This is a genomic window from Brevibacillus centrosporus, assembly GCF_003710815.1.
Classification (GTDB): domain Bacteria; phylum Bacillota; class Bacilli; order Brevibacillales; family Brevibacillaceae; genus Brevibacillus; species Brevibacillus centrosporus.
The window spans coordinates 18,006-44,503 of record NZ_RHHP01000048.1 but is presented as its reverse complement, the minus strand read 5'-3'; the positions used below and the strand labels follow the sequence as shown (position 1 = coordinate 44,503).

The following is a 26,498-nucleotide window of genomic DNA, read 5'->3' as shown; positions in this document are numbered from 1 at the left end:
TTTTCTGACTTGAACTTTGAGACTTTTTGGAGGCCTTCCTGGTCTCGGTTGCTTGGGGCTTACTTTAAACTTTTCTAGCCCCAAAGCATTGCCACGAGACGTAACAGAAGCCGCTATCCGTTTACTGGTTGCTCTGCTGATGCTGAATGTACTCTTTACTTCGCTTGCCTTAATGATGTACGAATTACGTACCTCTTTGGCCGCGTTCGATTTCAAGTTATCTGCAGCTCGATTAATTGCACGATAGAGGACGACTGGTGCTTTTTTTCGGTACTCACCAAGCCTCTGTTCTACTTCCTGCAGCTTGCTAGCATCCAACGTTATCATGAGCCATTCGCTCGCAATGCAATGGTATAGGAAACATCGTCTTCCTGGACGACGGCAACCCGGTACTGTTTCCCATCCATGACAAGCCAGCTATCCACGTCAGGTCGCTGAGGGAAATCATCACGTTTGGCGTAGAACAGGATTTCTGCGTCATGGATTCCATCGTCCGGGTTAGCCGTATTCGCTTTACGCTCAGTCAATTCATGGTTGTCGATAACAATGACCATCTGCCTGCCTTCGATGAGATGTGTCTCACCGAACTCATTGGGGTTAAAAAAAACAGCCGCGTCAATCGCTAGCTGATCCTTGAAATTCATATTTATCCCCTCTACTCAGACGGAGTTTTGTCTTTGCTTCGTGGTGTTTTTTCCATCGCTTCGATCACTTCGAGTCCAACCAGTCGTTCAGCCTCTTCTTTTTTAAGAGTGGGCAATTCTTCGCCCACTTTGTAATCCTTGCCGTTATGGCGTACTGTACCCTTTGTAACGATGAATGCCATTACTGTATGCCTCCTTTTATAGCACCTTTGCTACAGCCCACCCGTTCACATCTGCAGGAATCGGGAACGGCCTTGAGAGCATTTGCAGATAGCGTGCAGCTGGCTCTTTTGTAGTCCAAGACTGCGGCGTGATGCGGGCCTTGACATACTGGAAGGCCCCGTTGTCACCCATGATCAGATTGGCACCGTATGCAAACTCAAATGGCTTTCCATCAGGTAGCATCGCCAAAGTTCCCACAGGAACAACATCGGTTTCAATTCCATTGTCGTTTGTATAGCTAGCAATCAGGCTGTAAATATGCAAATCAACTTGCTGCAGGTATCCGTGATATGTCACGCCGTCCGGCAACAGTTCTTGATTGAGATTTCCAGCCATAATAACAGCGCTGTTGTTGATCTTTGCAAGCTCCAACACTTTAGGGTGGGACATGATTCTCTTGCCCACTTCGTAAGTAGTGAGGATTTTACGTGGCGTTCGTCCGCTTTTTTGCATAACATCCCGCTTGATATTTGCGAGTGTGTCCAGAATGTCCGCTGCATCGTTAGAAAAAAGGTCGGTACCAGACAAGGTATAGGTGTTTTCAAAGTCATAGTCCAATTCTTGACTGACGCCTTCACCGATTTGAACAACCTTTCCAGTAAACATCAGGCTTGAACCCATTTCTACCATACGCTGTACGATTGAGTCATTGAGCTCAACCAAGTCTTTCGTCAGTAGCTTTTGTGCTCGGACGTCTGGACTTTCAGGGTTGTACAGGCTCTCACCAGCTTGTCGTACCTTCACGTCATTCGTTGTAATGATTCGCATCGGTTTTACCAGCGCTGGTTTGTATTGCTTAGCGGTAAATCCAGTCCGCAAAATAACTTTGCCCGGCAACAACTCGTTTACATAGGGAGCAATAGGTTTGTGTCCTTTTTTGGTCTGGATTTCGATCTCTTCTTTTTCGAAAATTTCTCCATCTGTAAAGAATTGATCAAGAATGTACGTGCTTGGTTTTGGGAATGCCTCAACCACGCGGAACAAGTAGGGGAACGAGTAAATATCTCTTGCCATTGTGTAGGTCCTCCTTATTTTACAACTCGTTTTGTAATAATGCCGATCTTACGCAGCGCTGTTTCATGCGTCGCAATGGTATCAGCTCCGCCAAATTTGAGCGCCGCACGGTTGAATTCTCCATCAGTGTAAGCCACAGCGCGAACATCTTTGGACGTAGCGTCTACTTCGACGTCAGCCAAGATTGCATATGGCTCCTCTGAACCGTCTGTTTTGGTAGAATCCACAGGAACCATCACAGGTGTACCTGCGTAAAGATCGGACTCACCTAATTCAGTGGTCTTTCCAAGTACCATACCTCGAGTAATTACCCCGGAACCGGCTTTGACAACGACAGCAATTGCTGTTGGTGGCTTAACTCCACCAGCGAACAAATCATCAAATTTAACACTTTCGTATGTTGGCATTATTGGCGACCTCCTTTTTTATTGATCAGTTCTGTTGCGTACTGAACCATGTTCTCAATTGCAGCAGCTTCTTCTGCGGCCTCATTCGTTTCCTGATTTGCTGGTGGCTGAGAGACAACTTCTGTCACTTTGCTATTCTCAGCGTCTGTTTGTCTGTTTTCACCTTCTTGCTTTACGCGTTCAGCAGAAGCCTTGATAATTTTCATTGCCACATCGCCAGCGGTCTCTCCGTTTTCGATAGCATCTTTGATAAACGGTGCAGCTCCAGGAGCATCGGCCAATTCATTTAGCGCAGAGATTCGGCTTCGTTCAGCAGTAATAGCCTGTGTCATAATTTCGTTGACCAGGTTAGGGTGTTTTTCTTTCAATTCTTTAAAATCCATGATTTCTGGTTCCTCCTTTGTATTACTTTGGTCAGTCGGGATGTTGTCCAGCTCAAGTGAGTTTAAAATCCCACCTTGCTGCAAGATAGCTGACAAGTCCATCCCTTCAAAGGGAATGGCATTGCTTCCGCTTCCGGCCATGGTCTTTGTTGTCATTTTGCCTTTGATCATCGACCCGATCAGAACATCACGGAGTTTATCAACAACTTGCGGCGGAATTTCTCCACTAATACTGTTCGATACGGAGACAAGAGAGTTTTCCTCATCGAACAGAATACCGTCAGCAAACCCCAACTCGACCGCCTGCTGTGCGTTCATCCATGTTGTTTTATTCATCAGGTCAAGCAATTCATCCATGCTTCTCCCTGTCTTCAACCGGTATGCATTGGTGATTGCAACGTCCGTACCGTGCAGCATATTCGTGTTGCTGGAATGAGTATTCTTGTCCCCATCCGTCCACGTTGCAGCATTGTGAATCATCATTTGTGCAGTCGGCGACATCATAATCTCATCAGCAGACATTGCTAGGAATGAGGCAGCGCTCGCTGCTACACCTGTGATTTTAGCCGTTACCTTTCCAGGGTACTCCTTCAGGATGGTATAACCCTCAGATCCAGCGAATACCGAACCTCCGCCCGAATTGATATAAAGCTCGACATCATCACCGCGCGCTTCATCCAATTCTTTTGATATCTTTGAAGCACTGATATAGGGCATATTTAACCAGTCATATAGCCAAGTGCTTCCATCCCCGATGACTGGGCCGTTCAGCTTAATTTTTTTTGGCATTTTCTTTTTCACCTCCTTCCGAATCATCTTCTGAATCATCTTCCAAATTTCCGTTATCCCGTTGTTGTGGTGTCACGCTGGTATTACTGGAAAGACCTAAATCTGCCAGGCGTGTTTTTTCATATGCTCGCTGCTCAATGTTTTGTTCCCACGATCCACCTGTCAACTCGGCAGTTTCGCGTTCGGCCGTCGAGAAGTTGTTTTCGATGCGTGTAACTGCAGCGTCAACTTCTTTCGTTGGGTCGAGCAAACCTTGGCTTGGTCCATGCCATTCCGCACGCGTGTAAGCATGAAAAATAGCCGGATCATCAAAGATACCCGGCGCGTCAATGCGTCCTTTCGTGACTGCCTCAACAAACCACTCTTCGTAGATCGGCTGGCAAAACGACTTAGCAAGCCAAGACCTACGCATTTTGTACATCTTCCACGCTTCTAGCAGAGCTCCACGACTTGCGGAGTACGAAGACGTGAACTGTTTGGTCAAAATCTCAAAGGGTAGTTCCAGCGCCGCAGCAATCTGCCGGAGCAGTGCATTTACGAATCCCACATAGTCAGGATTTGGTCGTGTTGGATTCGCAAACTGGACTTCCTCTCCTGGGTCAAGGTAGACAATTGCCCCGCGCCCCATCTTGACGTTGCTACCACCCGTTCCTGGAATTGGTTCCTGGTACTGGTTGTCAGTTTCAGGTTCCTCCATCCCGTGCATGTAGTCGTCATCTTCGGCAGGCGATTTGACAAAAACGGTGTACATGGCCGCGATAACAGCTGCCATCAACTCAGCTTCGGTATATTGGTCAAGTTGCTTGAGGGATTCAATGATTGGAGAAATAATAGGTATCCCCCGGCGCTGCCCCGGTCTCTCAGCCTCAAATAAGTGGATGACATTAAGTCGTCCGGTGAGTTCTCCGTACTTCTCAACCCTCACCCATTCATGCGGTGATACAGCTACTCGGTCGCTTCCGGGGTGCCTGTTGGAAAAATGATAGGCTACCACCATTCCATCAGCATCAACCTCTACCCCGGACTGAATTCGTTCAGAGTTAAGAAGTGCCATAGCCTCCGGCGTGTGGCAGCGATCTGCTTCAATGAGATTGATTCGTAAGTCATAAACTGAATGTTTGCGTGGCAGCATGGGCATTAAGGCAAAAACATCACCACTCATGAGCGTTGACAAAAATGCGAGCGACTGCAACTCATAGAAATCATTGAGTCCCGCGGCATCACATCTGGTTGTTTCAGCCCACATCGACCACTCCCTGTAGATACTGTCTCGCAGCCTCTCTTCATCCTTCTTGCTAAGTTTGAGATACTTTGAGTCAAATGCAGGCTTCAGCCTAAGTCCGGTACCAACTATATTTGTGCGCAGTCCTTTGTGCGCAGCAGCTACGATGTCTGAGCCCATGTGCAAATCTCGCGCCCGCGCACGCAAGCGTTCAAGATTATCGTGGATATCCACATCGGCATCACCTACATCCGTTTGCCACATGACCATGGATTTCTTTGTTTGACTGGCACCGTGCCTGCCGTAACCTTTTCCATAACCAGAAAGCAGGTTTTGAACTGCTTCATGCCTGGCTGCCTCTGTTCGTGCAGCTGCTCTACGCTCTGCCCATGCCGGAAATACCATCCCGATAGCACGATCTAGTTTGTTCATAGGTCAAACGGAGTAATGCTGCGCACTTTTGAACGTCGACGACCTGTCTCGAGTTCGTCGCAAATGCGCCCATAGTATTTTTTCCGCTCCAGCACTGTACTCATATCCGCTCTGGTCAACGATCGACCAGCAAACGTATAGGACTGCGAAGTTGCAAGTGCTCTTTCCGCATCCGACCACAGTTTGTACATGGCCCTCGCTTCTTCAAGCGTCATTCTCGGCATTATCCTTTCACCTCCCTTCAAATGATGAGCTAGATGCTGCTCGAAACGCCTTGTTTTCGGCGTTTCTTACCTACCACAGTTCCACCAGGCATAACCTTCGGACCATTCGGCTGGCGCTCAATTGGTAGCGATAGATTCGGGCGCAGGATTTCGATCACTGCCCTGTTGTATACGGCAAGGTCAAAAGGCTCATTTCGATCACGGATTTTCTTCCATGTCTTGTACTTCCTTCCCCCAATAGTCTGATAAACAGGAGCTTCAGCAGTTAGGCCAAGGAAATACTCTTCGGTGTAACCCTTGTCCTCGCCTGGAAAGTGGCAGTAAAGTGGTCCTGGCTCCTGAACATTGAGACTGTCGAACACTTTAACCTTGCCGTCATCTACGCCAAGCATCCAGAGTACAGCTCCTTCGAGTTGAGTTTTGGATTTTTTGTAGATGAATGGAACTTGTTTGGCTGTTTTCGGGCTGATACCTTGCCCTTTGATGGCGTAAATGTGCCTGTAATTACGCGCTCGTGTGAACTCATAAACCTCTTTCGTGAAGTGCCCACCCGAGTCAATACAAGCGCCGATAATTCGGTACTCTCTTCCGTTTTCACCAAGCCATGAACGACAAAGAAACTCGTCAAGTTGCTTCCAGATTTCTGGCTTATCCAAATTACCGTAAATACGGTGATATTCGATCCCCCATGACTCTTTTCCAGCACCCCAGCCCCTGACTTCAATCTCAAAGCGGTCGTCTTGGGTATCCACTGCCGCTGTGATTACCTTCACTTCGGCTGGTACTTCGTAGGCATATCTTTCTCGACGAGCCGCCAGAGTCTTTTCGTTCACACCTTTCTCCTTGGTTTCCCAAGGTTCGCCCAATACTGTGTTCACAAAAACTTTCAGTTTGTCGATACCCTCTCTTTTTGCAACCAAAAAAGCCTTCGCAACCTCGCGCCAATCTGACCACGGGCTGGAAAGCTGATTGATATGAAAACCACGTCGGCTCGAATGTTGTTTACGGGCTATCCACTTTCCCTCGCCACGTTTCCATTCCTTCTCTGAGCCAAGCATGCCACAGTATGCGCAACGGTGATCGGCTTTTGTGACGACAATTTCTCCGCTCTCTGAAACATAGTGCTCGTAGACGATCCCGTTCTTAAACCGTAGTGGTTGCAGCTCCCCGCAGTGGGGACACGGTAAACACCACTGCTCCATTGTGCTGTCCTCATACAGTTGATAAATCCGAGAGGTTTCTTTTTCAACCGGTGTTGAAACAAAAAGATGCCTGCGCTTGTGGCGGAATGTTTTGGTACGGGCAATGGCAAGAGAGATGGGATCGCCCTCTTTACCTGACGATATGGGGAACCTGTCCACTTCGTCACACAGGACAATTTGTACAGGTCTGGATGACAGTCCGGCAGGAGCATTCGCCCCCACGATTGTTACGTACCCCCCAGGGAATGACTTCTCTTCAATCGTATTACCGCTGTCACGGGACTTTGCAACGCCGATTTTATTACGTAGCACATCGCTGCTATTGATCATAGGTGTAAGTCTTTTTTTCGAGTACGCCTGGATCAAATCCTCATTGGGCAAAACGTGCATAATCGGGCATGGCTCTTGATCGATGTACGATCCTGTCACATTCAGGAGGAATTCCGTTTTTCCCACTTGGGCGGACGCCATGATTGCGACTTCTTCCCACTTCTCTATTGAGTCCATGATTTCACGCTGGTAAGGCGCCCGATCGGTCCGCCATGGGCCTGCCTCTGCGCTACTTTCTGTGGTCAAAACACGATTCATGTCAGCCCATTCGGAGACGGTAAGCCGCCTTTTCGGCTCCCATTGCTTATTTGCCCGGACAAATAGGTCAACCGTCTTCTGGACTACCATGATCTATTTCGCCCCCAATCTTATCTGGGGTATACTTCGCCAGAGCAGACAGCGCGGTTTCAATCTCACGCTGAACGATCGCCTCTACAACCTCGGCCGATTCGTTTTCACACTCTGTTGCAATTCGGCTCGGAACCCCAAGCAGCCTTGACTTTGTTGTCAGGATAAGATCAGACAGCAACCGCTCAACGTCCGCAGCTGCGTGGAGGTTTCCTTTCATTTGCTCCAGCTCCAACTCAGCTTTCTCAGCCTTGGTCTTCTCATGCTGAGTTTTAAAATCGATCAGACGCGGCCTCTGCTCTTCTTCTTTTCCGCCGGAAACATGCTCACAGTACGCCTGAATTGCTTCTCCCAGACTGTACTTACCTCTGCTTACCTGTTTCAGTACTTTTTCTCTCGTTAATTGGCGTATCCATTGGGGAGTCTTCCCTACAATTGCCGCCAATTCGGATGTCAGTATTTCTTTATCTTGTAGATTCTCTGGTTTCGCCTTTGGCCTCGCCAATTATCCCACCTCACTTTCGTTTTAAGCGTGTATTTTAGTGGTACCGATTTTCGGGTCATCAGATGAAGTCAAAATTAAAAAATGTCATCTCAGGTGATCGGGTTAAGCAAAAGCGAAAGTAATTTTTTTCAAAAAAATCTAGCGCAATTTCGGGCTCACGCGCACCCGCAGGCTTTTAGGTCCCCAGAAGGACCCGTTGATCAGTGGTATAGGCGTTGATTGGTTCGGTGGTACTCGTATATACCCTCGCTCTAGATGTTGTCTAAATCGTGATTAATTAACATCGTCATAGCCATTAGACACGGTGCTGGTTGTTTAACAGCCTTATCTATATCCTTGTTACCTAGTCGCAACCACTAGGAAATATATCCCCACGAGAACATAGTAGATGGCCTTTTGCACGTCGCCTTTCTTGTACCATCTATGGCCAGTCCAACAATGGTAAGCAGCTACGACTGCACACAGCAAGGTAGTTATATACGTGAAGGTACTCATGCTATATCCTCCTTTTTGATATTCCTAATCACCAATGCCCAGCCTATCCTTTGCTGCCTGTACATCAGTTCCTGTTACCTCGATGACGTCAACGTTGCCACTCATTTGAATGAACTGTTGATCGCGTCCATGAGTCATAAAGAACGATACGCCATCCTCATTCTTGGTAGGCTGGAATCCTTTGACGTGATAGCTAGTAATCGCCTTGCCTTGATCGTTGTACTTCACGACAAGAAACTCTCTACTTGTTCCACACCCCGATAGGATCAGCAGCAGTAGCAATACGAATAAAATGGTCTTGCGCATGCTATTCACGCCCCAATCTTACATTAGGTCCGAATAACTGCTCAGTAATCGTAGGCTTCTGTAACACATTCGCCTCTGCTTGTACCAGCGCCAATAGTGCCGTTGACTTAGCTTGCATCAACGTGCAGAACATCTTTTCATCTTCGATACCATTACCTGTGTTCGATACCTCTTTGATGCTCAGATCGATTTCTTCAAGGTGGCTTTTAATCTGCTCAACTAGATTGCTCATGGATGCTTATCCCTCTCTTCTCTCTGAAATAAAAAATGCCACTCTAAATACGAGTGACAGTGTCGCGAGTATATTTCTTTAATATTTTCTTTAAAGATTTTCTTTAGGCTTCGCGCTCTAATGAAGGAAAAAGTTTGACTGTACTCTACGTGGAGTACACTACTGTACTCTACGTGGAGTACGGATCTGTACCCTACGTGGAGTACGGTCACGACTGTCCTCTACGTGGAGTACGATCGTTGTAAAAGCCTTATGTATCAATGGTTTGCGCTTCTGTCCGTACCCTACGTGGAGTACAGTCGCTTTTTACAAAAGAAAAAGCACCACTTGGGTGCCTCTTCAAAATTATTTAATCATAATTTCGCCTTCTTCAGGGTCCTCGTTTGGATCATACGGCTTTGCCCTTTTAAATTGGCGCAAGGCTATTAACTTAGCGAAATATATTCCAATGTAACAGAGTATCACTACCAATACTGAAGCAGCGATCATCTTATAAGTAATAGGCAGAGTCGCTAAGTAGTCACTATCAATATTGCATATCTGTACTCCATACCCTAAAACAACAAATACCAGACCTATCCTAAATGTCCACGTTTCCTGATAAAGATTCCTCAATCTAGCAGGCACCTTCCCAGGAATAGGAGTTACAATGGCCACCAATTTTCTGTATTCGTTTTTTTCCCGAATAGCTACCATGATTCCCAATAATATTGCTCCAACCAATTGCAAAATAGATGGTACCACTTTTTAAAAACACCTCCTTCCTTTTTCCATTTTGACCCAAGGAAGGAAACTTGTCTATATTACTAACCCCACTTACTTCGGCGTGAGGCAGCCGCCGTGATCCACTCCTTTGGCCGCTACGGTCGCGGCTGGCCCAGGTAGTCGGGTATGAGCTGCTGCAAGTGTGCGTCGGTCCAAGCAGCAACCAGGTGTGGAGTATTCGTTTTTGGTAGGCACCTCTAACCCTCTACGCATGCCCTTGGATCGCTTCCCCGGTGTGCTGGCCCTCAATGCGATTCTGCCGTAAAGACGGCACAGAATCACTCGGACTAGGCGCCACTGTAACGCCATCATCGTCCACATCTCGAATTAGGTTGGACAGAAAACACAAAAGCCACCCGAAGGCGGCTCTTGATTCATTTTCTATGCTATAACTATACACCGGGAAAAGTGCCACATCTCACATTCAATCCCCAATTTCTTCAAAAAGAAACCACACAACATCCCCACACTTCGTGACTTCCCTATTAGTTGCATTTGCTTTATCAAATGTAATTTGCTAGATTATAAATATTACTTATGCAAAAGGAGACAAAATATGCCTTTTTCCTACAAGCCCTTGTGGCACCTCCTCGTAGAAAACGACAAGAAAAAAACCGACCTCCTCACTTCACCTGGAATCTCGACGACTACCCTAGCCAAGCTAGGAAAAGACGAATATGTTTCCATGGAGGTTATAGATAAATTGTGCTCTTATTTCGCAGTACAACCGTCAAAAATCATGGAATGGAAAGAGGTTAATAAAGATGCCAGTCTATAAAGATGACAACGCGAAAAAGAATCCATGGTATTTTGAAATCAACTATTCTGATGGGGGAAAATATAAGAAGAAGAAAAGACGAGGCTTTAAAACAAAAAAAGAAGCTGAGGCTGCAATGACAGAAATGCAGAATGAACTAAATAAAGGTACCTATGTAGAGCCATCAAAAATGTTGTATGCATCTTTTATGGCCGACTGGCTTAAAGACAAACAGACAAAAGTACAGCGCAGGACTCTTGAAACATATTCAGGACTAGTTAACAACCACATCCTGCCTGTACTTGGACATATAGAATTATCAAAGCTCACTCCACGCCAAATTCAGGACCTGTATAATACTCTGTTTGAAACTGGTCGTCTATCAGATGAGAACATACAAAAAGTGCACACGATTATTAATGACTCATTGAATAAAGCGGTAGGCTGGGAAATGGTTGCCAAAAACGTCGCTTCTGTTTTGGATAGGCCGAAGGCAAGAAAAAAAGAAATGGAGGTTTGGGAAGTAGATGAAGCTCACACGTTTCTAAAGGTCGCAGAAAAGGATCGTTACTATGTCGCGTTCTTACTTGCATTAACTACGGGCATGCGTCAAGGGGAAATCCTGGGTTTACGATGGAAAGATGTAAACTTGGATACAGGAGTTATCTCTATCACTCAAACTTTAAGTCATGATGGTAAAGAAATGCAGGTTGGTGCCAAAACCGATTCGGGTAATCGAACCGTTGCGATTGATACGGAAACTATCAGGGAGCTACGAAAACTCGCTAAGAGAAATAAAATAGAGAAATTGGAGGCTGGTCCAGAATTATTCAAAGATCACGGCCTCGTAATTTCAACCACAGTAGGTACTCCCCTAACCCCAAGAAATCTCATGCGTACCTTTTATCGATTAATTGAAAATGCAGACGTGAAGAAAATCAGATTTCATGATCTTCGTCATACTCATGCAACTATGCTTCTTAAAGCAAATGTAAATCCTAAAATTGTTGCTGAGCGAATGGGCTGGGCTGATATTAAAATGATCGACCGCTACGCTCATGTTTTACCTAACATACAGAAAGATACAGCAGATGCTTTTGGTAAGGTATTCTTTCAAAGCCAGGAGGCAAAGTAAAAACATCATTCGCACCAAATTCGCGCCAACACAAGATATTCGCACCAAATGGATACCCATAGCTTAATACAAGAAAAACAAAAACCCCTTGTCTACCAAGGGGTTTCAACGTTCATCTTATGGTGATCCGGACTGGGTTCGAACCAGCGACCCCCACCCTGTCAAGATGGTGCTCTCCCAACTGAGCTACCGGATCATGGGATATGTATGTGATCTTAAACATCTATGTACTCGTTTAATGGTGGGCCCTGTAGGACTCGAACCTACGACCAATCGGTTATGAGCCGACCGCTCTGACCAACTGAGCTAAGGGCCCCAATCGCACCGGACGTCGATCACATTTATTACTATACAGCATGCCTAAATGAATTTCAAGAGGAAAAACATAATTTCTAGTAAATTTTTTCACTCCCACCAAAAGGTCACCAAAAAAATGTTGTTGGGTGGGCATTTCCTTCTCAATACTCCACATCGTATCCATGAAAAGGAATACCTTCCCTTACATACAAAAGCCACTCTCTGCTCCTCGGCTTGTATGGTCACTGAATATAGGCGAAAAAACACAACCATGACGGCAGTCACCGCTCCACCTTTTCCCCCCTGATCCACGTAACCCGAACAGAGAATGGCTCACTACTACTTCATCAGCTTTTACAAACAGCTACAAAACAGTCCAGTTCTTTCATTTCCGAATCCGAATATTGTATTGACTATTCGGCTTCGCGCTCTCGTGAAGTCCTTGCTTCCCTAATGAGCAATCCTCACCCTGCCTGCTCGTTCCCTTCCTCACCCTTTGCCTCGAGCCTCAGCTCCGCATTATGCTGCGCCAATGCCTCTTCCCGCGCAGCGGCTGCCTCTTGCTCATCCCGCATGCGGTGCGCCATGCGGCTTGATGCATTCGCTGCCACACTTGCCACCAAATCATCCAGGAACGTATGGACCCGCCCCTCTGCTGATTTTGTATCCAGGCGCTTGATGACGCCGACTTTGTGTTTATCCAGATGTCCAAAAGTCGTCACGGCAATGCTTCCGTATCCGAAGACGGAGCCCAGTGCCAGCGTCTCGTCGCATCCAAACAAGCCTTCGTCCGATGCGATGATCGACTGCAGCGGTTCGGAAAGCAAGCCTTTTTCTGCTAAGATATCCAATTCAACGCCCACCAAAATGGCGTGCTGCATTTCCCTTTTTTCCAGTACTGCTTTCACACTCTCGATGCATGGTTCCATCGTCAGGTCTGGGTGGTAAGGCGACTGCATGAGATACACAATCTCTGCGATGTCCTCCACGGTTACGCCTCGTTCTGTTAGGCGTGCGAGGGCGGCGTTTCTGACTTCGATGCTGTGTACTTGCTTCTTCATAAGAGACAACCCCTTCCGCATATCGAGTGAAGTCGTTTTCTACCATAGTATCATATGGTGACAAAATTGCGACAATGTTTCACTCAGAATGGAAAGTCCACCGCAACTTTTACTCGATATAAAAGTTTACTTATATTCCCAATTAATAGTATCCTTTTCCAAGGAGGTGGTCATTGCGTGAAGCTGAAATTAGGAAGTCTCCCCCTGCTTGTCTTGCTCATCGCCAGTATTCTGACCGGCTGCCAGGCGCAGCCCTCGTTGGAAGAGGAAGCGGCAAGCTTGCTCCTTTCCTTGAAAAAAGCCCAGTATGAGTTTTCCTACTCCCAGCTGGCGGACGGGCACTACGAACAGCTTGCGTCATCCACTGAAAAAGGGGACGCCTACTTTCTTGCGTTTCAAGCCATTTCAGAAAAGGTAAAGCCTTTCTTCCATCAAAAGGAATACGAAAAATTTTTCAAGAATCGGGTCGCAGGTATGACCATTGAAGCTGTTATCCGGGAAAAATGCGAGATCAGAGTGAAAGATGTACGCATGGACGAGTTTTATCAAGACGAAACGAACGGCACCTACATCGGTCACTACACCCTGGAATTACAGTTTCTTTACGGAAATGGTCTTCCCGATAAGGCAGTAGTGAAAAAGGGACAGATCACGGTGAGTCAGGTGGATGGGGTATGGAAGCTTGAGCGGGATTGGGATGGCTATTTAAAAGAAAGCGATCTTCCGTAAGCTCTGCTCTACAAAATGCGACACCCTCTCGTCCACGTCCCCCCTCTCCTGTATAATAATCACCAGAACATCCCATGAAGGAGGGACAGGCTTGTGGCTCTTGAGGAAATCATCTTGGAAAGCCGGCATCTGGGAACGCCGGAAAAGCTGATCGTCTATACCCCGGAACGCTACTCTCCACTCTATTCCTATCCCGTGCTCTACGTACAGGATGGGGATGATTACTTGGCCTTGGGCAGGATGGCTACGCTCTTGGATAGCATGATTCGGGAAAAGCAGCTGCCAGACGTGCTTGCAGTCTTTTTACCTGTGGATAAGAAAAAACGGACGGCTCGGTATCATCCGGATGGAAGCGAGCATCTGGCGTATCGCCGCTTTCTGGCGGATGAAGTCGTCAGCTATATGGATACCCATTACTCGACAGATACGCTGGGCAATGCGCGGACACTCATCGGGGAATCACTGGGTGGTGTCGTCTCGCTGTTTACCGCCTTGGCTTATCCTCATACATTTGGGCAGATTGCCTGCCAATCGATTGCGATGGATGCGGAGCTGAATCGGCGGGTAGCAGAAACGGCGTTTGAAGTCCCGTTGACCGTCTATCTCGAAATCGGCAACCAGGAGACAGCGGTTACTTCCTCTCGCGGGCAGCTTAATCTCGTCACTACCAACGAAGAGCTGCGAGAAATTTTGCAAACGAAAATGGCCACCCTGGTCTTTGAGACCTTTGAGGGTGACCATACGTGGGGCCACTGGCAAACCAACATACCGCGTATGCTGCATGCCTTGTTTGGGTAAACTTACCGTGGCTGTTCTTCTTGTGGGCCTTCGTCCTTCAGCGGCGCAACCAGAGCTTCTTCAAACTCTACTTTGCGGATCGCCGTTAGGATGGTGAAGGTCAGCACAGAGAGTAAAAGAAGGACAAGAAAAATAAATGTGATCATCATGGCCATGTACATGCTGTACGGCACCTCCCTGCACTACACAGTCTTTCCTGCCGCCAGCGGAATATACGGACTCACGCATAACATTACACAAATGAAGAATTTTCTGTTAAAATAGCAGAATACCAAGAGAATAGATGTTTGCTAGATAGTGAAGGAGGAGTGGTTCTCATGATGTACAGTATCGTTGTATTTCCATCCAGCAAGGTGCAAGAGGTCGCCAACTCTTACCGCAAGCGTTACGATTCGGCGTATGCTCTGATCCCTCCATATATCCGTTTGAAAGAAGGCTTCGAGCTGGAAGAGGCCCAATTGCCTGAGCTGGTCAGCCATCTGGAGCAAGTCGCTTCCTCAACGGAAAGCTTTACGGCTCAATTCCATCGGGTATCTTCTTTTCATCCGACGACCAACGTCATCTACCTGGCCTTGCAAAACAAGGAGCCTTTCACCGCTCTTCATCAAAAAATTGCGAACCAATGTGTCAATGAAAAGGAAACATATGCGTACGTACCTCACCTGACCATCGGACGTGATCTGTCCGACGATGAACTCCGCGACCTGACAGGACAAATGAGCATGGCGAAAATCGACCTGACATCTGAAGTAGATCGCTTCCATCTCATTTATCAGCTGGAGGATGGCATCTGGAGCGTTTACCAGACCTTCCTGCTGAAAAAGTAAGACATATACTCAAAACACCAACGACCCTCCCTGTACCTTTCGCAGGGAGGGATCTTTTGCCGTAAAAAGGACGTGCCACCATGAACAAGACGTATCAGATCCAAACAGTCCAATCCGAAAAAGAAATGGCAGATGCCCTCTCCGTCCGTCGTGCTGTATTTATTGTGGAACAGGAAGTGCCCGAAGACCTGGAAATCGATGAGCACGATCAAGTAAGCAGCGGCACGGTTCACTTCGTCGCCTACGAAGGGGAAACTCCTGTGGGCGCGAGCCGCCTGCGCCCGTATGCGCCAGGCGTGGGCAAGGTAGAGCGCGTTGCCGTGACCAAGTCCGAACGCGGAACCGGACTCGGCCGTATGATCATGCAAGCGATGGAGGAAGTCGCCTTCAAGCACAACTACACTACCCTCAAGCTGAATGCGCAAACACATGCTCAGCGCTTTTATGAAAAGCTTGGCTACGAGCCGCACGGGGATATCTTTGACGAAGCCGGTATCGAGCATATTGCCATGGTGAAAAAGCTTCACAATGCATAAGAGCTCGTAAATAAGGAAGACAACCGAACAGCGACACCAGTCAGAAAGGCTACTGCAAGCATGATCAGGTAGCCTTTTTGAATGCACGATACGCGCCTGTTTTCCCGCTTCCCATGCTGCTTAAATTGATACCGGATTTCCTTTTCCTTCGCTGGTTCTCTTTCAATGCCCAACTCAAAGGGGCTTGATCTCCTAGAAGGTGGTTACTGCGATCGATCCATAAAGCTGTAGACGGCGGCCACGTACAGCTAACACGAACCGTTTGCAATTGTCTCCGCTTTACGGCTCTCCACATAAATGATATTTTCATAGGAAAAGATCTTATGAGAAAATATGTAAATTCGCCTCAAAAATGCTGGACTACTAATGCTTTCTTAGCGGCTTCTATTGGAGCTGCTACGACGTTCCCTTATTCGGAGGTGTGATCTTATGCCATTTGGAATCGATCAGCCGCTTGTGATCAGTAAAACAGATGCACGGCGTTTGGCTATCGCAAGTCAGCATCTGGCAGCTCCTCAGCAGGCTGCAGACGAGGAGAAATTGATGACTGTCTTACGGTCGTTACGCTATTTGCAGTTGGATCCGGTCAGTGTAGTGGCACCGAGCCACGAACTCGTGCTTTGGAGCAGGCTCGGTTCCGGGGCCACGTCACTGCTCAACAACCTACTATGGCACCAGCGCTCTTTGTTCGAATATTGGGTCTACTGTGCAGCCATCGTTCTTACGGAAGACTATCCGATGTACCGGGCACATATGAACGCCTATCCCCCCAAAAGCACCGCGGAATGGATAAACGCGAACGACAAGCTGCGTCAGCACATCTTTGAACGCCTACAGGAAGATGGCGCACTCCCTACGAGCGCCTTTGAGGACCTCTCCACCGTCGCCTGGAAATCGAGCGGCTGGACTGCTGGCCGAAATGTCGAGCGTATGCTGCAGTTTTTATGGTTGGGAGGCGATGTGATGGTAACCGGTCGTGCATCTGGCCAACGACTGTGGGCAACCACCGATGCTCATTTGCCGCAGGAGACTGATCGCGAGGCGCTGCCGATGGACTTAGCGAAGGCCGTTGCCGTGGAGCACGCGGTACGTGCCCTCGGCATCGCGCGGGTGGCTGATGTAAAGCAGTATTTTTTTCGGTTTCAATCCCGAGTGCCTCTTCGTTCTATACTCGAGCGGCTGCAAAGGGAACAAAAGGTGATTCCCGTCGAGATCGATGGTGATTCTTCGAAACATACATGGTTCGTCCACACCGACTCCCTCCATGCGCTTGAAGCCATTCGAGTAGGAAGCTGGGAGGGGCGTACGACGCTGCTGTCTCCCTTTGACAACCTGATAAGCGACCGGGAGCGCACCGAACAGCTCTGGGGGTTCACCTTCCGCAATGAGATGTACGTCCCCAAGGCTCAGCGGAAATACGGCTACTACCTTATGCCGATCCTGCATGGCGACCGCTTGATTGGACGAGTGTCACCCAAGGTCGATCGCCGCCGTCGCGTACTCTGTATTGAGGGACTTTATTTAGAGCCAGACGTTCTCCCAACAGCCGACTTGTATCACGACATAACGGAAAATCTGGGCGATCTCGCAGCCTTCGTCGGTGCCGACGCTGTCGAATACAGCAATCTGGTACCGGACCCGTGGCTCGCCAAGCTGCCAAGGCCGTGATCCCCACTCAAATGGCGAAACCTCGTCCACCCTTTGTAACGGATTGCACGAGTGCCCACTGATGATTGGTTAATCAGATCGAGGACTTGGCTTACCCGGAATCGTTCGTTCAAAAAACAGCAGGAGTCTGGACTTGATGATCTGGTCCATGGCTGCTGCTGTTTTCATTTGCACGGTTATTTCTGAGCTTTTCTCCCCACCGCAATCTCCCGCAGCTTTTCAACGGCTTCCATCGGTGCCGTATGCGTTCCAAGCATCGCATGAAACGGCTCTTCTCCTCGCCATCCGTGGAAGTCTGAGCCTCCTGTGATCACAAGGCCATGCTCATTTGCCCAAGCCGTGTAACGAGCACGCTGATCAGGATCATTGTCAGGGTGATTGACCTCAATACCGTCCAAACCAAAGGCAATCAGCTCCTCTACCAGATCATCTGCATCGTACAGACCGGGATGCGCCAGAACCGCTGCACCCCCTGCATCCTTGATCAAGGTAATGGCTTGTTGCGGAGTGATTCTCGGAGGGTTTACATAGGCTGCCCCTTCTTTCCCCAGGTACTTCGCAAACGCCTCATCGATTGACGCTACCACTCCCAGCTCGATCAGCTCCTCCGCAATATGGGGTCGGCCGATATTTTTATCAGTGCCCTGCTTGCGTCGGTACACATTTTCCAGCGTAATCGGGATCCCCAGCTCCTGCAGCCGCGCAATGAGCAGCTGATTTCTTTCGTGGCGCGTTTCCCGCAGGCTAACCAATCGCTCCTGAAACGCTTCATCTTCATAAGGGACAAAGTAGCCGAGGACGTGAATGTCTTGTCCCCGCCCTACGGAGCTGACTTCTATACCGGGAATAACTTCGATCCCGAGCTCTTCTGCTGCTTTCCGTGCGGATGGTACTCCCGCTACGGTATCGTGGTCTGTGATAGCGACAGCGGCAAGTCCCGCCTCCTTGGCAAGTCGTACGTTTTCAGCCGGATCACATGTACCATCCGAGGCTTTGGTATGGGTATGCAAATCTGCATGGGTAATCATGGAAATTCCACTCCTTCTTTTCTTTTTCCAGAAGTCTGAATTGCGATGCATCTACATAGGATGTAATCAAACCCGATTTCTTACAGGTTGAATCGAGGAGGATGTCCATGCGGTTAAAAAACAAAACCCTGACAGGTGTCGTGCAGCCGCTCTCCTATGTCGACAAGATGCTCCGACTGCAAGGCTTTTCACGCTCCGCTGGGGACGCCACACCCACGTATGATGTCGTCATGTACGACTCAGCCAGCAGCAGTACGTACTTTTTACGAATTCCTACGAACTTCGCCAACACGACGACTGGTAAAGGCGAGCTGACTGTCAAGCTGGGGCATCCCTACTTGGAAGCAAAATTTTACATGAACTCCGCTTCCGAGGAAGTATTTTTCATTCCCAAAGCTGTCCGCGAAGCTGCTGAGCACAAGCTTGCGGAAATCGCTGACTACCTCTCTTCCCCATCTGCACCGTCCTGATCAAGCAACTCTGTCTTCCTCCACAACCATCTATTTTGGACAAACCGATAGACAACTCTCCCTTGTTTATGCAGTCCTACTAAATAGCCCATGAACGCCGTTCGAAACAGTACATAGCTAGAGGCGTTCTCTATGGAAATGTGTAAACGCTCACAAAGGCGAGCCAATGCCTCTTCCAGCGTGTTCTCATCCTGCAGCAATTCTTCGATCTCTTGATAGATTTTGTGATGGAGCTCGATGTTTTTGGTTACCGCACCATGAGAGGAGGTGGTGTAAGGTCCGTGTCCAGGTATGTAGCCTTTGTAGCTGGACGCATGCAGCTTTTCCAGACTGGCAATCGTCTCATATGCATCGACAAGAAACGGCAGTTTGTGCTTATCCAATATGTCTTCCCCCAAATAGCTGTCGGCGGCAAAACAGATCTCCTCACATACAACGCCCACTTGTTGCCAGCTGTGCCCCGGCAGAGAAAGGATGGAAAACACCACACCGTCAATCTCGATATCACCCTCCACAGGAAGGAGATGGTCCACCCGCGAAGCTGGGGCAAGCAAAAACTTGTTTCGCAGATCGGCGAGCGGTTCAGCCCCCATATTCAGGTAGATCGGTTCGAGGATTGGGTATCGGATAATCGCTTCTTCCAACGGTGGTGCGTATACCTTCGCTTCTGGCCAGCATCCGAGCAGGTAGGCGTTGCCACCGAAGTGATCGGCATGAGCATGCGTTTGAATAACGGCAGACAAGGGCTGGGCGATCGCGTCCAGTCCCTTCTTTATTTTCTTAGCTGTTTGGGAATCCAGACCTGAGTCGATCAGGATCGCACCATGGTTTCCGAGGACCAGGCCAATATTGACGTGACCGGGAAAAAAACCGACACGCTCCGTAATCATTTCTGGCATAGGGGCAGACAAGAAGCTTCCCTCATTTCATTTCGATTTCCTATTTATTTTCTCCATAAATTTCCCCTTCCCTTCCCCCTTCTCCATGTAGCTATAGGAGATCGGCTGTGGAGCATGTGTACGAAGGGTTCTGCTCGAACCGAACGCGATGCGCTCACTGCTGGCTTTGGAAACAAGCGGTCCCAAAATGGTATATGGTGGACGCTTGCCCCTAAGTCCACTAAACATGTGCGTAGTCGCAGCCACTGCGATGATCGTAAGCAGAGAAAATACGGTCCTTTCTGCACCAATCGTCTGAAAGGAGCAGGCAACAATCAATCCATCGATAAACAAAATCAGCAGAGCGACGCGCATGTGAAATCGCCTGGCGAGGAATTGTGCGAGCAGGTCCGTTCCGCCCGTATTCGTTTCGTAAGCAAGCATTAGCCCAATCCCCATTCCAATCAAAACGCCGCCCGTGATGGATGAGCTGGCTGTCGACCAATGGTTCCACTCTCGCAGCACAGACAAAATATCGATGAAGAAGGAGGAGATGAGCATCCCGTGGAAGCTGTGAAAGAACAAGCGCCGATCGCAAAAAAATACGAGGATATACACCGGGATACTGACGAAAATCATGACGAGTCCCGGCGGCCATTTCATATAGTAGGTGGCCAGCAAACCGATTCCGATCATGCCTCCATCCATCAGCCGATGAGGAACCAAAAACAGATTTACGCCTACTGCAACCAGAATACTGCCTGCCAGGACAGCCATCATTTTGGTCAGCCAATACATGCTCCTCCCCTCCTTTCATCTAGAGCTCGTTTATGTGTATGACACAGAATCTACGGGTATGTCCCATCCGCTTTGGAATGCACACTACGGAGTCGGAACGTTTTGACTGTTCGGCTGACCTATTGGTATACTATCCTGTAACAAGGAAGATACGAATGTTTGCAAGCTTTCAATCGTACATTGGAATTACCATATTTTCAATCAGACGGAGGTGAGTTCTCCTCCTTTCGCACCGCGGGAGGTAGGAGGCATGCTTGGAGAGTCCGATAGGGGAGCTTACGCTGAATCTGCTGCTCGTGCTGTTTTTGGTTTTCTTGAACGGTTTTTTCGTCGCAGCAGAATTCTCGTTAGTAAAAGTCCGCCAAACCCGATTGGCCCAGCTCGTCAGCGAAGGCAATCACAAATCCGCCCGCTACGCGCAAACGGTCACCCAGCAATTGGATGCCTATCTTTCTGCCTGCCAGCTCGGCATTACGCTGGCTTCGCTCGGATTAGGCTGGGTTGGTGAGCCTGCGATCGCCCATTATGTCGAACCCATGATGGCATTTTTTCATCTGCCGCTTTATTTGGAAGGCCCGATCTCGCTGGCTATTGCCTTTGCGATCATCACGTTTTTGCACATCGTTTTGGGAGAGCTGGCACCCAAGTCTCTTGCCATTCAAAAAGCAGAAGCAACCTCTCTGTGGACAGCAGGACCGCTCATGTTTTTTTACAAGATCAGCTATCCGTTGATCTGGCTGTTGAACGGCGCCGCCAATCTCTTCATCCGACGGCTGGGCATCGAGCCTGCATCCGAGAACGAGTCTGCTCATACGGAAGAGGAAATTCGCCTGCTTGTCACACAAAGCCACAAGAGTGGCCATATTGACCAGACGGAGCTTGCCCTCGTTGATAATGTCTTTGAGTTTTCGGAACGACTTGCCCGGGAAATCATGATTCCTCGTATCGATATGATCTGTCTGTACGACGACAATACATTCGATGAAAATTTGGAAATCATGAGAGATTCGCGCCACTCCCGCTTTCCCGTTGCCCATGAGGATAAAGACCGGTTGATCGGGTTTGTCCATACCTCAGACTTTTACCTTTCCGCATTGACTACAGGAAAAGCGGAGCTCAAAGACTTCCTACGCCCGCTTTTGACCGTGCCGGAGTCCATGGAAATCAGCCATGTACTGCGGCTGATGCAGAAGCGGCGTTCTCAGCTCGCCATCGTCATCGATGAGTACGGGGGCACAGCTGGCATTTTGACCATGGAAGACATTCTGGAAGAAATCGTGGGCGACATTAAAGATGAATTTGATGACAATGAACGGCCCGAGATTGAGGAAAGCTCGAACAACGAGTTGTCCGTTTCCGGAAAAACGCTTTTGACAGAGCTTAACGACTACATTACGATTGAAGTGGTGTCTGATGAAGTTGATACCATTGCCGGCTGGCTCTACAGCCAATTGAATGAGGAAGTAGGACACGGAAAAGCCGTTTTGTACCAGGGCTATCGCTTCACAATCAGCGAGCTGGAAAACCATCGCATCACCCGTGTAGGCATTTCCTACGTTGGTGAAGAGGAATCCGCAGCCCATCCCGAAGATAACGTGCTCTTGCACGCCCAATCCTAATGACACAACAAGTTGGCAAGTGTCCCCTGCGGCCAGGGGGCACTTCTTCTTTCATTCTTACTATCAACCTGAGGTGTCCTTGATGAAACATGCCTTTCTCGACAATAAACCTATCCTGCTGCAACCGGAAACCTACAACCGCATCCCCTTTTGGCGTATGGCAGCGCGACAGGATCAAATTCGCTGTCCAGTCTGTGCATTCCCACTGCGTCTGATTGCTGGTGTTACGTTTGAACCGTACTTTGCGCACGCCGAGGATGTGGATTGCTCTGGCTTGTCTTTGGAAGAAGCGTCCGGACCAGAATGGCTGCTCGTGCAGGAGCAGGTCGCCGCTGCCACAGCCGTTGTGGACAAGCCGGAAGAAGTAGAGACGACAGAGGACCCGATGATCGGTTCTTTTCGCATGCCGAAAAAACGCAGTATCGGCAAAAGCGCAACTGTACCTTCCCCTGCTCCCAAGCCGCCGATCTTTCGGAAAAGGCTGACGCCAAAAAAGAGCATCCAGCATCTCGCAGAACAAAAGCGTAACGAAAGCCTGCACCCCGGACAGCAACAAGCCGTTCATACGACCGAGGGTCCTCTGCTCATTTTGGCTGGTGCGGGCAGTGGCAAGACTCGAGTCATGACGGCTCGTACAGCTCATCTCATACAGGATAAAGGAATCGAGCCGAAACAGATTTTGGTGGTCACCTTTACGACAAAGGCAGCCGAGGAAATCCGCCAACGCATCGCACGGCAGCTGCTGCCAAGCCAAGCCCGCGAGCTTGTCGCAGGTACGTTCCACAGCATTTTTTACCGCATGCTTCTGCATCATCAGCCCGCTCGCTGGGATCAGCAGCGCCTCTTGAAAAAGGAATGGCAAAAATGGCGTCTGCTACGAGAAACTGGCGTGCTTTTGGGACATGATGACTTACTGGCGCTAAAAGAAAACGAAGCGCTGGACGCTCTCGGCGTGATTAGCCGCTGGAAAAACGAGTACCTCCTGCCGCACGATGTCGCCTACCGCGAGCCCGAGAGCGATACGGAAAAGCAGGCCCAGCAGCTCTACCCGCTCTACGAGGAAGCAAAGCGAAAGCATAACTGGTTTGATTTTGACGACATGCTGATCGGCTGCTACGAAATGCTGCGGGAGGATTCTACGCTGCTGAAGCGTTACCAGGATCGAATTACCCATGTGATGATCGACGAGTTTCAGGATATTAACCGGATTCAGTACGAGACGGTCAAGCTGCTCGCTGCTCCTCACAACAATCTGTGTGTCATTGGCGATGACGATCAGTCCATCTACGGCTTTCGCGGAAGTGATCCGCAGTACATACTGGGCTTCACCAAAGATTTTCCCGAAGCGCAAACGATCACCCTCGAGGTCAATTACCGCTCGCACTCGTCCATCGTCAGTCTCGGCTATTCGCTGATTGGCCACAACCGGGAACGCTGGGAAAAGGAATGCCGCTCCTTCCATCACGAAGAAGGTGATGCGTATTTATTTGAACCAGAGGACGAAGAAGAGCAAGCATCCCGGATCGTCGATGAAATCATTCATCGCCAAGAGCAAGGGGCGCTGCTCGGTGAATGCGCGATCCTGTATCGCACCAATGAATCCGCGCGTCCAATCCTGGAGCGTTTGAGTGAAGCAGGGATTCCATTTCACTACACTCAAGAAGAGGATTCCTTTTATCAAAGGCAAACGGTGCGCTGGACACTTGCCTATTTGCGCCTCGCGCAGAATCCTGACGATTCGGATGCCCTGAAGGAAGTTTTACCCACGCTCTACATTTCTCATGAGATGTGGAATGCCCTGCGCAGTCAGGCGATTTTGGAGGATGTGCCGATTCTTCACGTCCTGCCCAATCAGGCTCAGCTCAAGCCTTACCAGCGCAAGCATCTGCAAACCGTGATGGACATCCTGACCTCCTGCCGTGAAGGCTCAGCTGCCCAGGCACTGGAGCTCATCTACGAGGATGGCAAGCTTCGCGATTATTTAAAAAAGCGGGCAAAGAACCGCGAAGACGGCAAAGATCGCTGGGCAGACGAGCTGCAGCAATTGCTGGCCGCTTCCAAGCGACATGCGACTGTCGCTGATTTTCTCACCTACATCGACCAAATGACTCAACGGGAAAAAGAGTGGCGCACGCAGCGGCCACTCCCGGAAGAAGCTGTTCATGTACTTAGTATTCACCGGGCAAAAGGGCTGGAGTACGATCATGTCTTTTTGCCGGACCTCGTCGAAGGCGCCTTGCCCCACGAATACACGCTGGACGAGCTGCGAAAAGGTGGGAACGCAGCGCTGGAGGAAGAGCGAAGACTCCTATACGTCGCGATTACCCGGGCCCGTCACAGCTTGTGCATCGGCATCCCCCGCGAACGCTTCGGAAGAAAAACCAGGATCTCCCGCTTCGTCGCTGAAATGGGCAGGTAGGTACTGAAAGCCGCCACCCATGTAAATTAAAAATTCTTCCATATTTGTAATTAATGGAAACATAAAAACAGGCTCCCTTCCTCGCATTTACGTAAAGTGTGCGCGAAAGGTGAGCCTGTTATGCATGTATCGTTATTAACCAGCCACGATGCTGTAGCCTGCATCCACGTGCAGAATCTCTCCCGTAATCCCGCGGGACAGATTACTGAACAAAAACAACGCCGTATCCCCTACCTCGGATTGATCAATCGTGCGCCGAAGAGGAGCTTTTTCTTCAATTTCCTTGAGGACGGCATTAAAATTACGGATTCCTTTAGCGGCAAGTGTACGGATCGGGCCAGCCGATATCGCGTTGACGCGGATGTTTTCCTTGCCCAAATCATTTGCCAAATAACGAACAGATGCATCCAGAGCAGCTTTGGCTACGCCCATCACGTTGTAATTCGCAACTGCACGCTCTCCTCCCAGATACGTCATGGTGACGATGCTGCCGCCTTCTGTCATTAGCGGACGAGCTGCGCGTGCCACCGCAACCAGCGAATAGGCACTGATATCCTGTGCAAGCGCGTAGCCATCACGGGACGTATTGACATACTCGCCCTCCAGCTCTTCTGTTTTGGCAAAGGCGATGCAGTGAGCCAGTCCATGAATGACACCGACTTGTTCGCGAATTACGCCAAAGGCTGCCTCTACGTCCTCATCCTTTGTCACGTCACAATTGACCAGCAGCGACTCCTTGCCCAGCTTGGCAGACAGCTCGGCCACGTTTTCACGCAGACGTTCTCCCTGGTAAGTAAAGATCAGGTTGGCACCAGCCTTGTGAAGTGATTGGGCGATTCCCCAAGCAATGCTGCGATGGTTAGCCACTCCCATGATTACGATGTTTTTCCCCTCTAACAATGTATTCATAGTACGCATCTGCCCCCTTCCAACTTATCCCACATTATAACCGATCTTGTCCACGGTTACGAGAGTGAGAAATGGGACAGATTTCCACTATCATTCGCTGTCAGACGAGATCCCTGTCGAATTGTCTGCGTACAAGTCAAAGCCCCACCAAGGCTCCTCCAACGGGTTCAAGGTAGTGCCTATTTCCGGGAACTCGGCCTGCCGCTGCATGATCAATTCCTCCAGCTCTCCCGCGCCCTGTTTATCATTCATTTGTTCCAGCCCCCTTCTTGCACAGTCCATCCAGTCATTCTTTCCTTAGACTGGCAAGTTCAGGCTCCGTTTATGCATGCGAATGGCCGCCGGATAAATACGCTGCCAGCATCATATACGCCAAAATCGCGCCAAAAAAGTAAACACCCAGCTGTGCTTTTCGCGCATGGTGAATGTACGGAACGAGGTGACTGGCTGAGACATATAAAAAGATACCCGTTGTCATCGCCAGCATTACCGGAGACCAGTCCGGTGGAAAAATACGCTCCACGGCCCCCATGCTGCACGCTCCGACAATTGTGGCAATCCCTAGGGAGGTCGCCCCCCAAAATGCTTTTCGGCGAGAGCGGGTCGCCGCGAGCAGCAAGGACGCTACGGTCACACCATCCGGGATTTTGTGCAGCAGCATCGCGAGCAAAACAGACATCCCGACTTCCGTATCCATCCGCATACTTGCTGTGAGCGATACACCCTCGACAAATGCATGCATCAAAAATCCTGACATCACGCCAATCATTCCTGTGGAGCCGAGCTCTCCTCCCGACTTCCCGATCATTTCAATCGCAAAGAGCATCCCGAAACCAACCAGGACAAACGGCATCATCCGGTGATTTTCCCCTTCAAGCACATGCGGAAGCAGATCCAGTATCGTTATCGCCAAGAGCAGGCCTGCCCCCGCGCTGATCATGGCAAACAGGGCCTCTTCCGACCAGGCGCGCAAGCACAGCAGCAGCCCGCCGATACTGCTTGCTGCTGCAGCAGATAGTAGAATAATCCAGAAGACAGGTGACATCGTG

Annotated in this window: 32 protein-coding genes, 2 tRNA genes and 1 pseudogene; 10 read left to right on the top strand and 25 right to left on the bottom strand. The window is 49.2% G+C overall.

Annotated features, from left to right (window positions below; genetic code table 11):
* The 15 genes and pseudogenes from EDM55_RS30680 to EDM55_RS30535 all read right to left on the bottom strand — a co-directional run.
* Positions 1-327, bottom strand: a pseudogene (locus tag EDM55_RS30680) (phage tail protein); the annotation flags it as partial.
* Positions 324-644, bottom strand: coding sequence for a hypothetical protein (locus tag EDM55_RS28275; RefSeq protein WP_122961956.1), 321 nt, complete (start codon positions 642-644; stop codon positions 324-326). The gene EDM55_RS28275 and the pseudogene EDM55_RS30680, both read right to left, overlap by 4 nt.
* Positions 645-655: 11 nt before the next feature.
* Positions 656-826, bottom strand: a complete 171-nt coding sequence (locus tag EDM55_RS30545) for a DUF7210 family protein (protein WP_183191760.1) — start codon at positions 824-826, stop codon at positions 656-658.
* A gap of 16 nt (positions 827-842) precedes the next feature.
* Positions 843-1,880, bottom strand: a complete 1,038-nt coding sequence (locus EDM55_RS28270; protein WP_122961955.1) for a major capsid protein — start codon at positions 1,878-1,880, stop codon at positions 843-845.
* A gap of 14 nt (positions 1,881-1,894) precedes the next feature.
* A complete protein-coding gene (locus EDM55_RS28265; protein WP_122961954.1) occupies positions 1,895-2,287 on the bottom strand; it encodes a head decoration protein in 393 nt (130 codons plus the stop codon).
* Positions 2,287-3,459 carry a head maturation protease, ClpP-related gene (locus EDM55_RS28260; RefSeq protein ID WP_183191757.1) on the bottom strand — a complete coding sequence of 391 codons (1,173 nt, stop codon included), beginning with the start codon at positions 3,457-3,459 and terminating at the stop codon, positions 2,287-2,289. Before EDM55_RS28260 ends, EDM55_RS28265 begins: the two co-directional genes overlap by 1 nt.
* Complete coding sequence (locus tag EDM55_RS28255) at positions 3,443-5,113, bottom strand: phage portal protein (RefSeq protein WP_122961952.1); 1,671 nt, start codon at positions 5,111-5,113, stop codon at positions 3,443-3,445. The genes EDM55_RS28260 and EDM55_RS28255 overlap by 17 nt, the downstream gene beginning before the upstream one ends.
* Positions 5,110-5,337 (bottom strand): DUF6148 family protein, encoded by a 228-nt coding sequence (locus EDM55_RS28250; RefSeq protein WP_122961951.1) that lies wholly within the window; start codon positions 5,335-5,337, stop codon positions 5,110-5,112. The genes EDM55_RS28255 and EDM55_RS28250 overlap by 4 nt, the downstream gene beginning before the upstream one ends.
* A 29-nt stretch (positions 5,338-5,366) precedes the next feature.
* Positions 5,367-7,217 (bottom strand): phage terminase large subunit family protein, encoded by a 1,851-nt coding sequence (locus EDM55_RS28245; RefSeq protein ID WP_122961950.1) that lies wholly within the window; start codon positions 7,215-7,217, stop codon positions 5,367-5,369.
* Complete coding sequence (locus tag EDM55_RS28240) at positions 7,195-7,722, bottom strand: hypothetical protein (RefSeq protein WP_122961949.1); 528 nt, start codon at positions 7,720-7,722, stop codon at positions 7,195-7,197. The genes EDM55_RS28245 and EDM55_RS28240 overlap by 23 nt, the downstream gene beginning before the upstream one ends.
* Before the next feature lie 339 nt (positions 7,723-8,061).
* Complete coding sequence (locus EDM55_RS30540) at positions 8,062-8,217, bottom strand: hypothetical protein (protein WP_170184566.1); 156 nt, start codon at positions 8,215-8,217, stop codon at positions 8,062-8,064.
* Positions 8,218-8,241: 24 nt separating this feature from the next.
* A complete protein-coding gene (locus EDM55_RS28235; protein WP_122961948.1) occupies positions 8,242-8,523 on the bottom strand; it encodes a hypothetical protein in 282 nt (93 codons plus the stop codon).
* A gap of 1 nt (position 8,524) precedes the next feature.
* Positions 8,525-8,755 (bottom strand): hypothetical protein, encoded by a 231-nt coding sequence (locus EDM55_RS28230; RefSeq protein WP_122961947.1) that lies wholly within the window; start codon positions 8,753-8,755, stop codon positions 8,525-8,527.
* Positions 8,756-9,100: 345 nt separating this feature from the next.
* Positions 9,101-9,499: a hypothetical protein gene (locus EDM55_RS28225; protein ID WP_122961946.1), complete on the bottom strand. Its 399-nt coding sequence runs from the start codon at positions 9,497-9,499 to the stop codon at positions 9,101-9,103.
* A 72-nt stretch (positions 9,500-9,571) separates the two neighbouring features.
* Complete coding sequence (locus EDM55_RS30535) at positions 9,572-9,733, bottom strand: hypothetical protein (RefSeq protein ID WP_183191755.1); 162 nt, start codon at positions 9,731-9,733, stop codon at positions 9,572-9,574.
* A 343-nt stretch (positions 9,734-10,076) separates the two neighbouring features.
* On the opposite strand from EDM55_RS30535, the gene EDM55_RS28220 reads away from it, so the two are divergent.
* On the top strand, positions 10,077-10,298 hold the full coding sequence (locus tag EDM55_RS28220) for a helix-turn-helix domain-containing protein (protein WP_122961945.1): 222 nt from the start codon (positions 10,077-10,079) through the stop codon (positions 10,296-10,298).
* Positions 10,285-11,412: a tyrosine-type recombinase/integrase gene (locus tag EDM55_RS28215; protein WP_122961944.1), complete on the top strand. Its 1,128-nt coding sequence runs from the start codon at positions 10,285-10,287 to the stop codon at positions 11,410-11,412. Before EDM55_RS28220 ends, EDM55_RS28215 begins: the two co-directional genes overlap by 14 nt.
* A 120-nt stretch (positions 11,413-11,532) precedes the next feature.
* Here the strand turns inward: EDM55_RS28215 and EDM55_RS28210 are convergent.
* The 3 genes from EDM55_RS28210 to EDM55_RS28200 form a co-directional block, all read right to left on the bottom strand.
* Positions 11,533-11,608, bottom strand: a tRNA-Val gene (locus EDM55_RS28210).
* Between the two features lie 43 nt (positions 11,609-11,651).
* Positions 11,652-11,728: transfer RNA gene (locus EDM55_RS28205), tRNA-Ile, on the bottom strand.
* A 445-nt stretch (positions 11,729-12,173) separates the two neighbouring features.
* The gene (locus EDM55_RS28200) at positions 12,174-12,770 is read right to left on the bottom strand and encodes a phosphatidylglycerophosphatase A family protein (protein ID WP_092267601.1); all 597 of its coding nucleotides are present in this window, start codon (positions 12,768-12,770) and stop codon (positions 12,174-12,176) included.
* Positions 12,771-12,947: 177 nt separating this feature from the next.
* Between EDM55_RS28200 and EDM55_RS28195 the strand changes: the two genes are divergently transcribed.
* Positions 12,948-13,499, top strand: coding sequence for a hypothetical protein (locus tag EDM55_RS28195; RefSeq protein WP_092267600.1), 552 nt, complete (start codon positions 12,948-12,950; stop codon positions 13,497-13,499).
* 93 nt (positions 13,500-13,592) lie between these two features.
* Complete coding sequence (locus EDM55_RS28190; protein WP_092267599.1) at positions 13,593-14,297, top strand: alpha/beta hydrolase; 705 nt, start codon at positions 13,593-13,595, stop codon at positions 14,295-14,297.
* Between the two features lie 2 nt (positions 14,298-14,299).
* Here the strand turns inward: EDM55_RS28190 and EDM55_RS30530 are convergent, their stop codons facing one another.
* Positions 14,300-14,458 carry a hypothetical protein gene (locus EDM55_RS30530; protein ID WP_170184505.1) on the bottom strand — a complete coding sequence of 53 codons (159 nt, stop codon included), beginning with the start codon at positions 14,456-14,458 and terminating at the stop codon, positions 14,300-14,302.
* A gap of 156 nt (positions 14,459-14,614) precedes the next feature.
* Here EDM55_RS30530 and EDM55_RS28185 point away from each other — a divergent pair, with 156 nt between their 5' ends.
* The 3 genes from EDM55_RS28185 (at position 14,615) to EDM55_RS28170 (ending at position 17,328) form a co-directional block, all read left to right on the top strand.
* A complete protein-coding gene (locus EDM55_RS28185) occupies positions 14,615-15,124 on the top strand; it encodes a YjcG family protein (RefSeq protein ID WP_092267598.1) in 510 nt (169 codons plus the stop codon).
* A gap of 80 nt (positions 15,125-15,204) precedes the next feature.
* The gene (locus EDM55_RS28180; RefSeq protein ID WP_122961943.1) at positions 15,205-15,660 is read left to right on the top strand and encodes a GNAT family N-acetyltransferase; all 456 of its coding nucleotides are present in this window, start codon (positions 15,205-15,207) and stop codon (positions 15,658-15,660) included.
* A 429-nt stretch (positions 15,661-16,089) separates the two neighbouring features.
* The gene (locus EDM55_RS28170; RefSeq protein WP_122961941.1) at positions 16,090-17,328 is read left to right on the top strand and encodes a winged helix-turn-helix domain-containing protein; all 1,239 of its coding nucleotides are present in this window, start codon (positions 16,090-16,092) and stop codon (positions 17,326-17,328) included.
* 176 nt (positions 17,329-17,504) lie between these two features.
* On the opposite strand, the gene EDM55_RS28165 is transcribed toward EDM55_RS28170, so the two are convergent.
* Complete coding sequence (locus EDM55_RS28165) at positions 17,505-18,356, bottom strand: PHP domain-containing protein (protein ID WP_122961940.1); 852 nt, start codon at positions 18,354-18,356, stop codon at positions 17,505-17,507.
* 107 nt (positions 18,357-18,463) lie between these two features.
* On the opposite strand from EDM55_RS28165, the gene EDM55_RS28160 reads away from it, so the two are divergent.
* Positions 18,464-18,826 (top strand): hypothetical protein, encoded by a 363-nt coding sequence (locus EDM55_RS28160; protein ID WP_092267593.1) that lies wholly within the window; start codon positions 18,464-18,466, stop codon positions 18,824-18,826.
* Here EDM55_RS28160 and EDM55_RS28155 read toward each other — a convergent pair.
* Both EDM55_RS28155 and EDM55_RS28150 read right to left on the bottom strand, forming a co-directional pair.
* Positions 18,796-19,716 (bottom strand): MBL fold metallo-hydrolase, encoded by a 921-nt coding sequence (locus tag EDM55_RS28155; RefSeq protein WP_122961958.1) that lies wholly within the window; start codon positions 19,714-19,716, stop codon positions 18,796-18,798. The two genes, EDM55_RS28160 and EDM55_RS28155, sit on opposite strands and share 31 nt — an antisense overlap.
* A 36-nt stretch (positions 19,717-19,752) precedes the next feature.
* The gene (locus tag EDM55_RS28150) at positions 19,753-20,502 is read right to left on the bottom strand and encodes a YitT family protein (protein WP_122961939.1); all 750 of its coding nucleotides are present in this window, start codon (positions 20,500-20,502) and stop codon (positions 19,753-19,755) included.
* Between the two features lie 254 nt (positions 20,503-20,756).
* Here EDM55_RS28150 and EDM55_RS28145 point away from each other — a divergent pair, with 254 nt between their 5' ends.
* Together EDM55_RS28145 and EDM55_RS28140 are read left to right on the top strand one after the other, a co-directional pair.
* Positions 20,757-22,121: a hemolysin family protein gene (locus EDM55_RS28145; protein ID WP_122961938.1), complete on the top strand. Its 1,365-nt coding sequence runs from the start codon at positions 20,757-20,759 to the stop codon at positions 22,119-22,121.
* A gap of 82 nt (positions 22,122-22,203) precedes the next feature.
* The gene (locus EDM55_RS28140) at positions 22,204-24,540 is read left to right on the top strand and encodes a UvrD-helicase domain-containing protein (RefSeq protein WP_122961957.1); all 2,337 of its coding nucleotides are present in this window, start codon (positions 22,204-22,206) and stop codon (positions 24,538-24,540) included.
* Between the two features lie 135 nt (positions 24,541-24,675).
* On the opposite strand, the gene fabI is transcribed toward EDM55_RS28140, so the two are convergent.
* The 3 genes from fabI to EDM55_RS28130 form a co-directional block, all read right to left on the bottom strand.
* Positions 24,676-25,449 carry an enoyl-ACP reductase FabI gene (gene fabI / locus EDM55_RS28135; RefSeq protein WP_092267590.1) on the bottom strand — a complete coding sequence of 258 codons (774 nt, stop codon included), beginning with the start codon at positions 25,447-25,449 and terminating at the stop codon, positions 24,676-24,678.
* 90 nt (positions 25,450-25,539) lie between these two features.
* Complete coding sequence (locus EDM55_RS30525) at positions 25,540-25,701, bottom strand: hypothetical protein (RefSeq protein WP_170184506.1); 162 nt, start codon at positions 25,699-25,701, stop codon at positions 25,540-25,542.
* A 70-nt stretch (positions 25,702-25,771) separates the two neighbouring features.
* On the bottom strand, positions 25,772-26,494 hold the full coding sequence (locus EDM55_RS28130; protein ID WP_122925286.1) for a ZIP family metal transporter: 723 nt from the start codon (positions 26,492-26,494) through the stop codon (positions 25,772-25,774).
* Between the last annotated feature and the right edge of the window lie 4 nt (positions 26,495-26,498).

Bases quoted from the DNA above. Each gene is read 5' to 3' on its own strand.
- EDM55_RS28260 (WP_183191757.1), bottom strand. From the start codon at position 3,459: ATGCCAAAAAAAATTAAGCTGAACGGCCCAGTCATCGGGGATGGAAGC.
- EDM55_RS28160 (WP_092267593.1), top strand. From the start codon at position 18,464: ATGCGGTTAAAAAACAAAACCCTGACAGGTGTCGTGCAGCCGCTCTCC.
- EDM55_RS30545 (WP_183191760.1), bottom strand. From the start codon at position 826: ATGGCATTCATCGTTACAAAGGGTACAGTACGCCATAACGGCAAGGAT.
- EDM55_RS28215 (WP_122961944.1), top strand. From the start codon at position 10,285: ATGCCAGTCTATAAAGATGACAACGCGAAAAAGAATCCATGGTATTTT.
- EDM55_RS28235 (WP_122961948.1), bottom strand. From the start codon at position 8,523: ATGCGCAAGACCATTTTATTCGTATTGCTACTGCTGCTGATCCTATCG.
- EDM55_RS28180 (WP_122961943.1), top strand. From the start codon at position 15,205: ATGAACAAGACGTATCAGATCCAAACAGTCCAATCCGAAAAAGAAATG.
- fabI (WP_092267590.1), bottom strand. From the start codon at position 25,449: ATGAATACATTGTTAGAGGGGAAAAACATCGTAATCATGGGAGTGGCT.
- EDM55_RS30535 (WP_183191755.1), bottom strand. From the start codon at position 9,733: ATGCGTAGAGGGTTAGAGGTGCCTACCAAAAACGAATACTCCACACCT.
- EDM55_RS30540 (WP_170184566.1), bottom strand. From the start codon at position 8,217: ATGAGTACCTTCACGTATATAACTACCTTGCTGTGTGCAGTCGTAGCT.
- EDM55_RS28200 (WP_092267601.1), bottom strand. From the start codon at position 12,770: ATGAAGAAGCAAGTACACAGCATCGAAGTCAGAAACGCCGCCCTCGCA.
- EDM55_RS28245 (WP_122961950.1), bottom strand. From the start codon at position 7,217: ATGGTAGTCCAGAAGACGGTTGACCTATTTGTCCGGGCAAATAAGCAA.
- EDM55_RS30530 (WP_170184505.1), bottom strand. From the start codon at position 14,458: ATGTACATGGCCATGATGATCACATTTATTTTTCTTGTCCTTCTTTTA.
- EDM55_RS28165 (WP_122961940.1), bottom strand. From the start codon at position 18,356: ATGATTACCCATGCAGATTTGCATACCCATACCAAAGCCTCGGATGGT.
- EDM55_RS28255 (WP_122961952.1), bottom strand. From the start codon at position 5,113: ATGAACAAACTAGATCGTGCTATCGGGATGGTATTTCCGGCATGGGCA.
- EDM55_RS30525 (WP_170184506.1), bottom strand. From the start codon at position 25,701: ATGAATGATAAACAGGGCGCGGGAGAGCTGGAGGAATTGATCATGCAG.
- EDM55_RS28155 (WP_122961958.1), bottom strand. From the start codon at position 19,716: ATGATTACGGAGCGTGTCGGTTTTTTTCCCGGTCACGTCAATATTGGC.
- EDM55_RS28275 (WP_122961956.1), bottom strand. From the start codon at position 644: ATGAATTTCAAGGATCAGCTAGCGATTGACGCGGCTGTTTTTTTTAAC.
- EDM55_RS28230 (WP_122961947.1), bottom strand. From the start codon at position 8,755: ATGAGCAATCTAGTTGAGCAGATTAAAAGCCACCTTGAAGAAATCGAT.
- EDM55_RS28170 (WP_122961941.1), top strand. From the start codon at position 16,090: ATGCCATTTGGAATCGATCAGCCGCTTGTGATCAGTAAAACAGATGCA.
- EDM55_RS28220 (WP_122961945.1), top strand. From the start codon at position 10,077: ATGCCTTTTTCCTACAAGCCCTTGTGGCACCTCCTCGTAGAAAACGAC.
- EDM55_RS28270 (WP_122961955.1), bottom strand. From the start codon at position 1,880: ATGGCAAGAGATATTTACTCGTTCCCCTACTTGTTCCGCGTGGTTGAG.
- EDM55_RS28140 (WP_122961957.1), top strand. From the start codon at position 22,204: ATGAAACATGCCTTTCTCGACAATAAACCTATCCTGCTGCAACCGGAA.
- EDM55_RS28130 (WP_122925286.1), bottom strand. From the start codon at position 26,494: ATGTCACCTGTCTTCTGGATTATTCTACTATCTGCTGCAGCAGCAAGC.
- EDM55_RS28265 (WP_122961954.1), bottom strand. From the start codon at position 2,287: ATGCCAACATACGAAAGTGTTAAATTTGATGATTTGTTCGCTGGTGGA.
- EDM55_RS28250 (WP_122961951.1), bottom strand. From the start codon at position 5,337: ATGCCGAGAATGACGCTTGAAGAAGCGAGGGCCATGTACAAACTGTGG.
- EDM55_RS28150 (WP_122961939.1), bottom strand. From the start codon at position 20,502: ATGTATTGGCTGACCAAAATGATGGCTGTCCTGGCAGGCAGTATTCTG.
- EDM55_RS28185 (WP_092267598.1), top strand. From the start codon at position 14,615: ATGATGTACAGTATCGTTGTATTTCCATCCAGCAAGGTGCAAGAGGTC.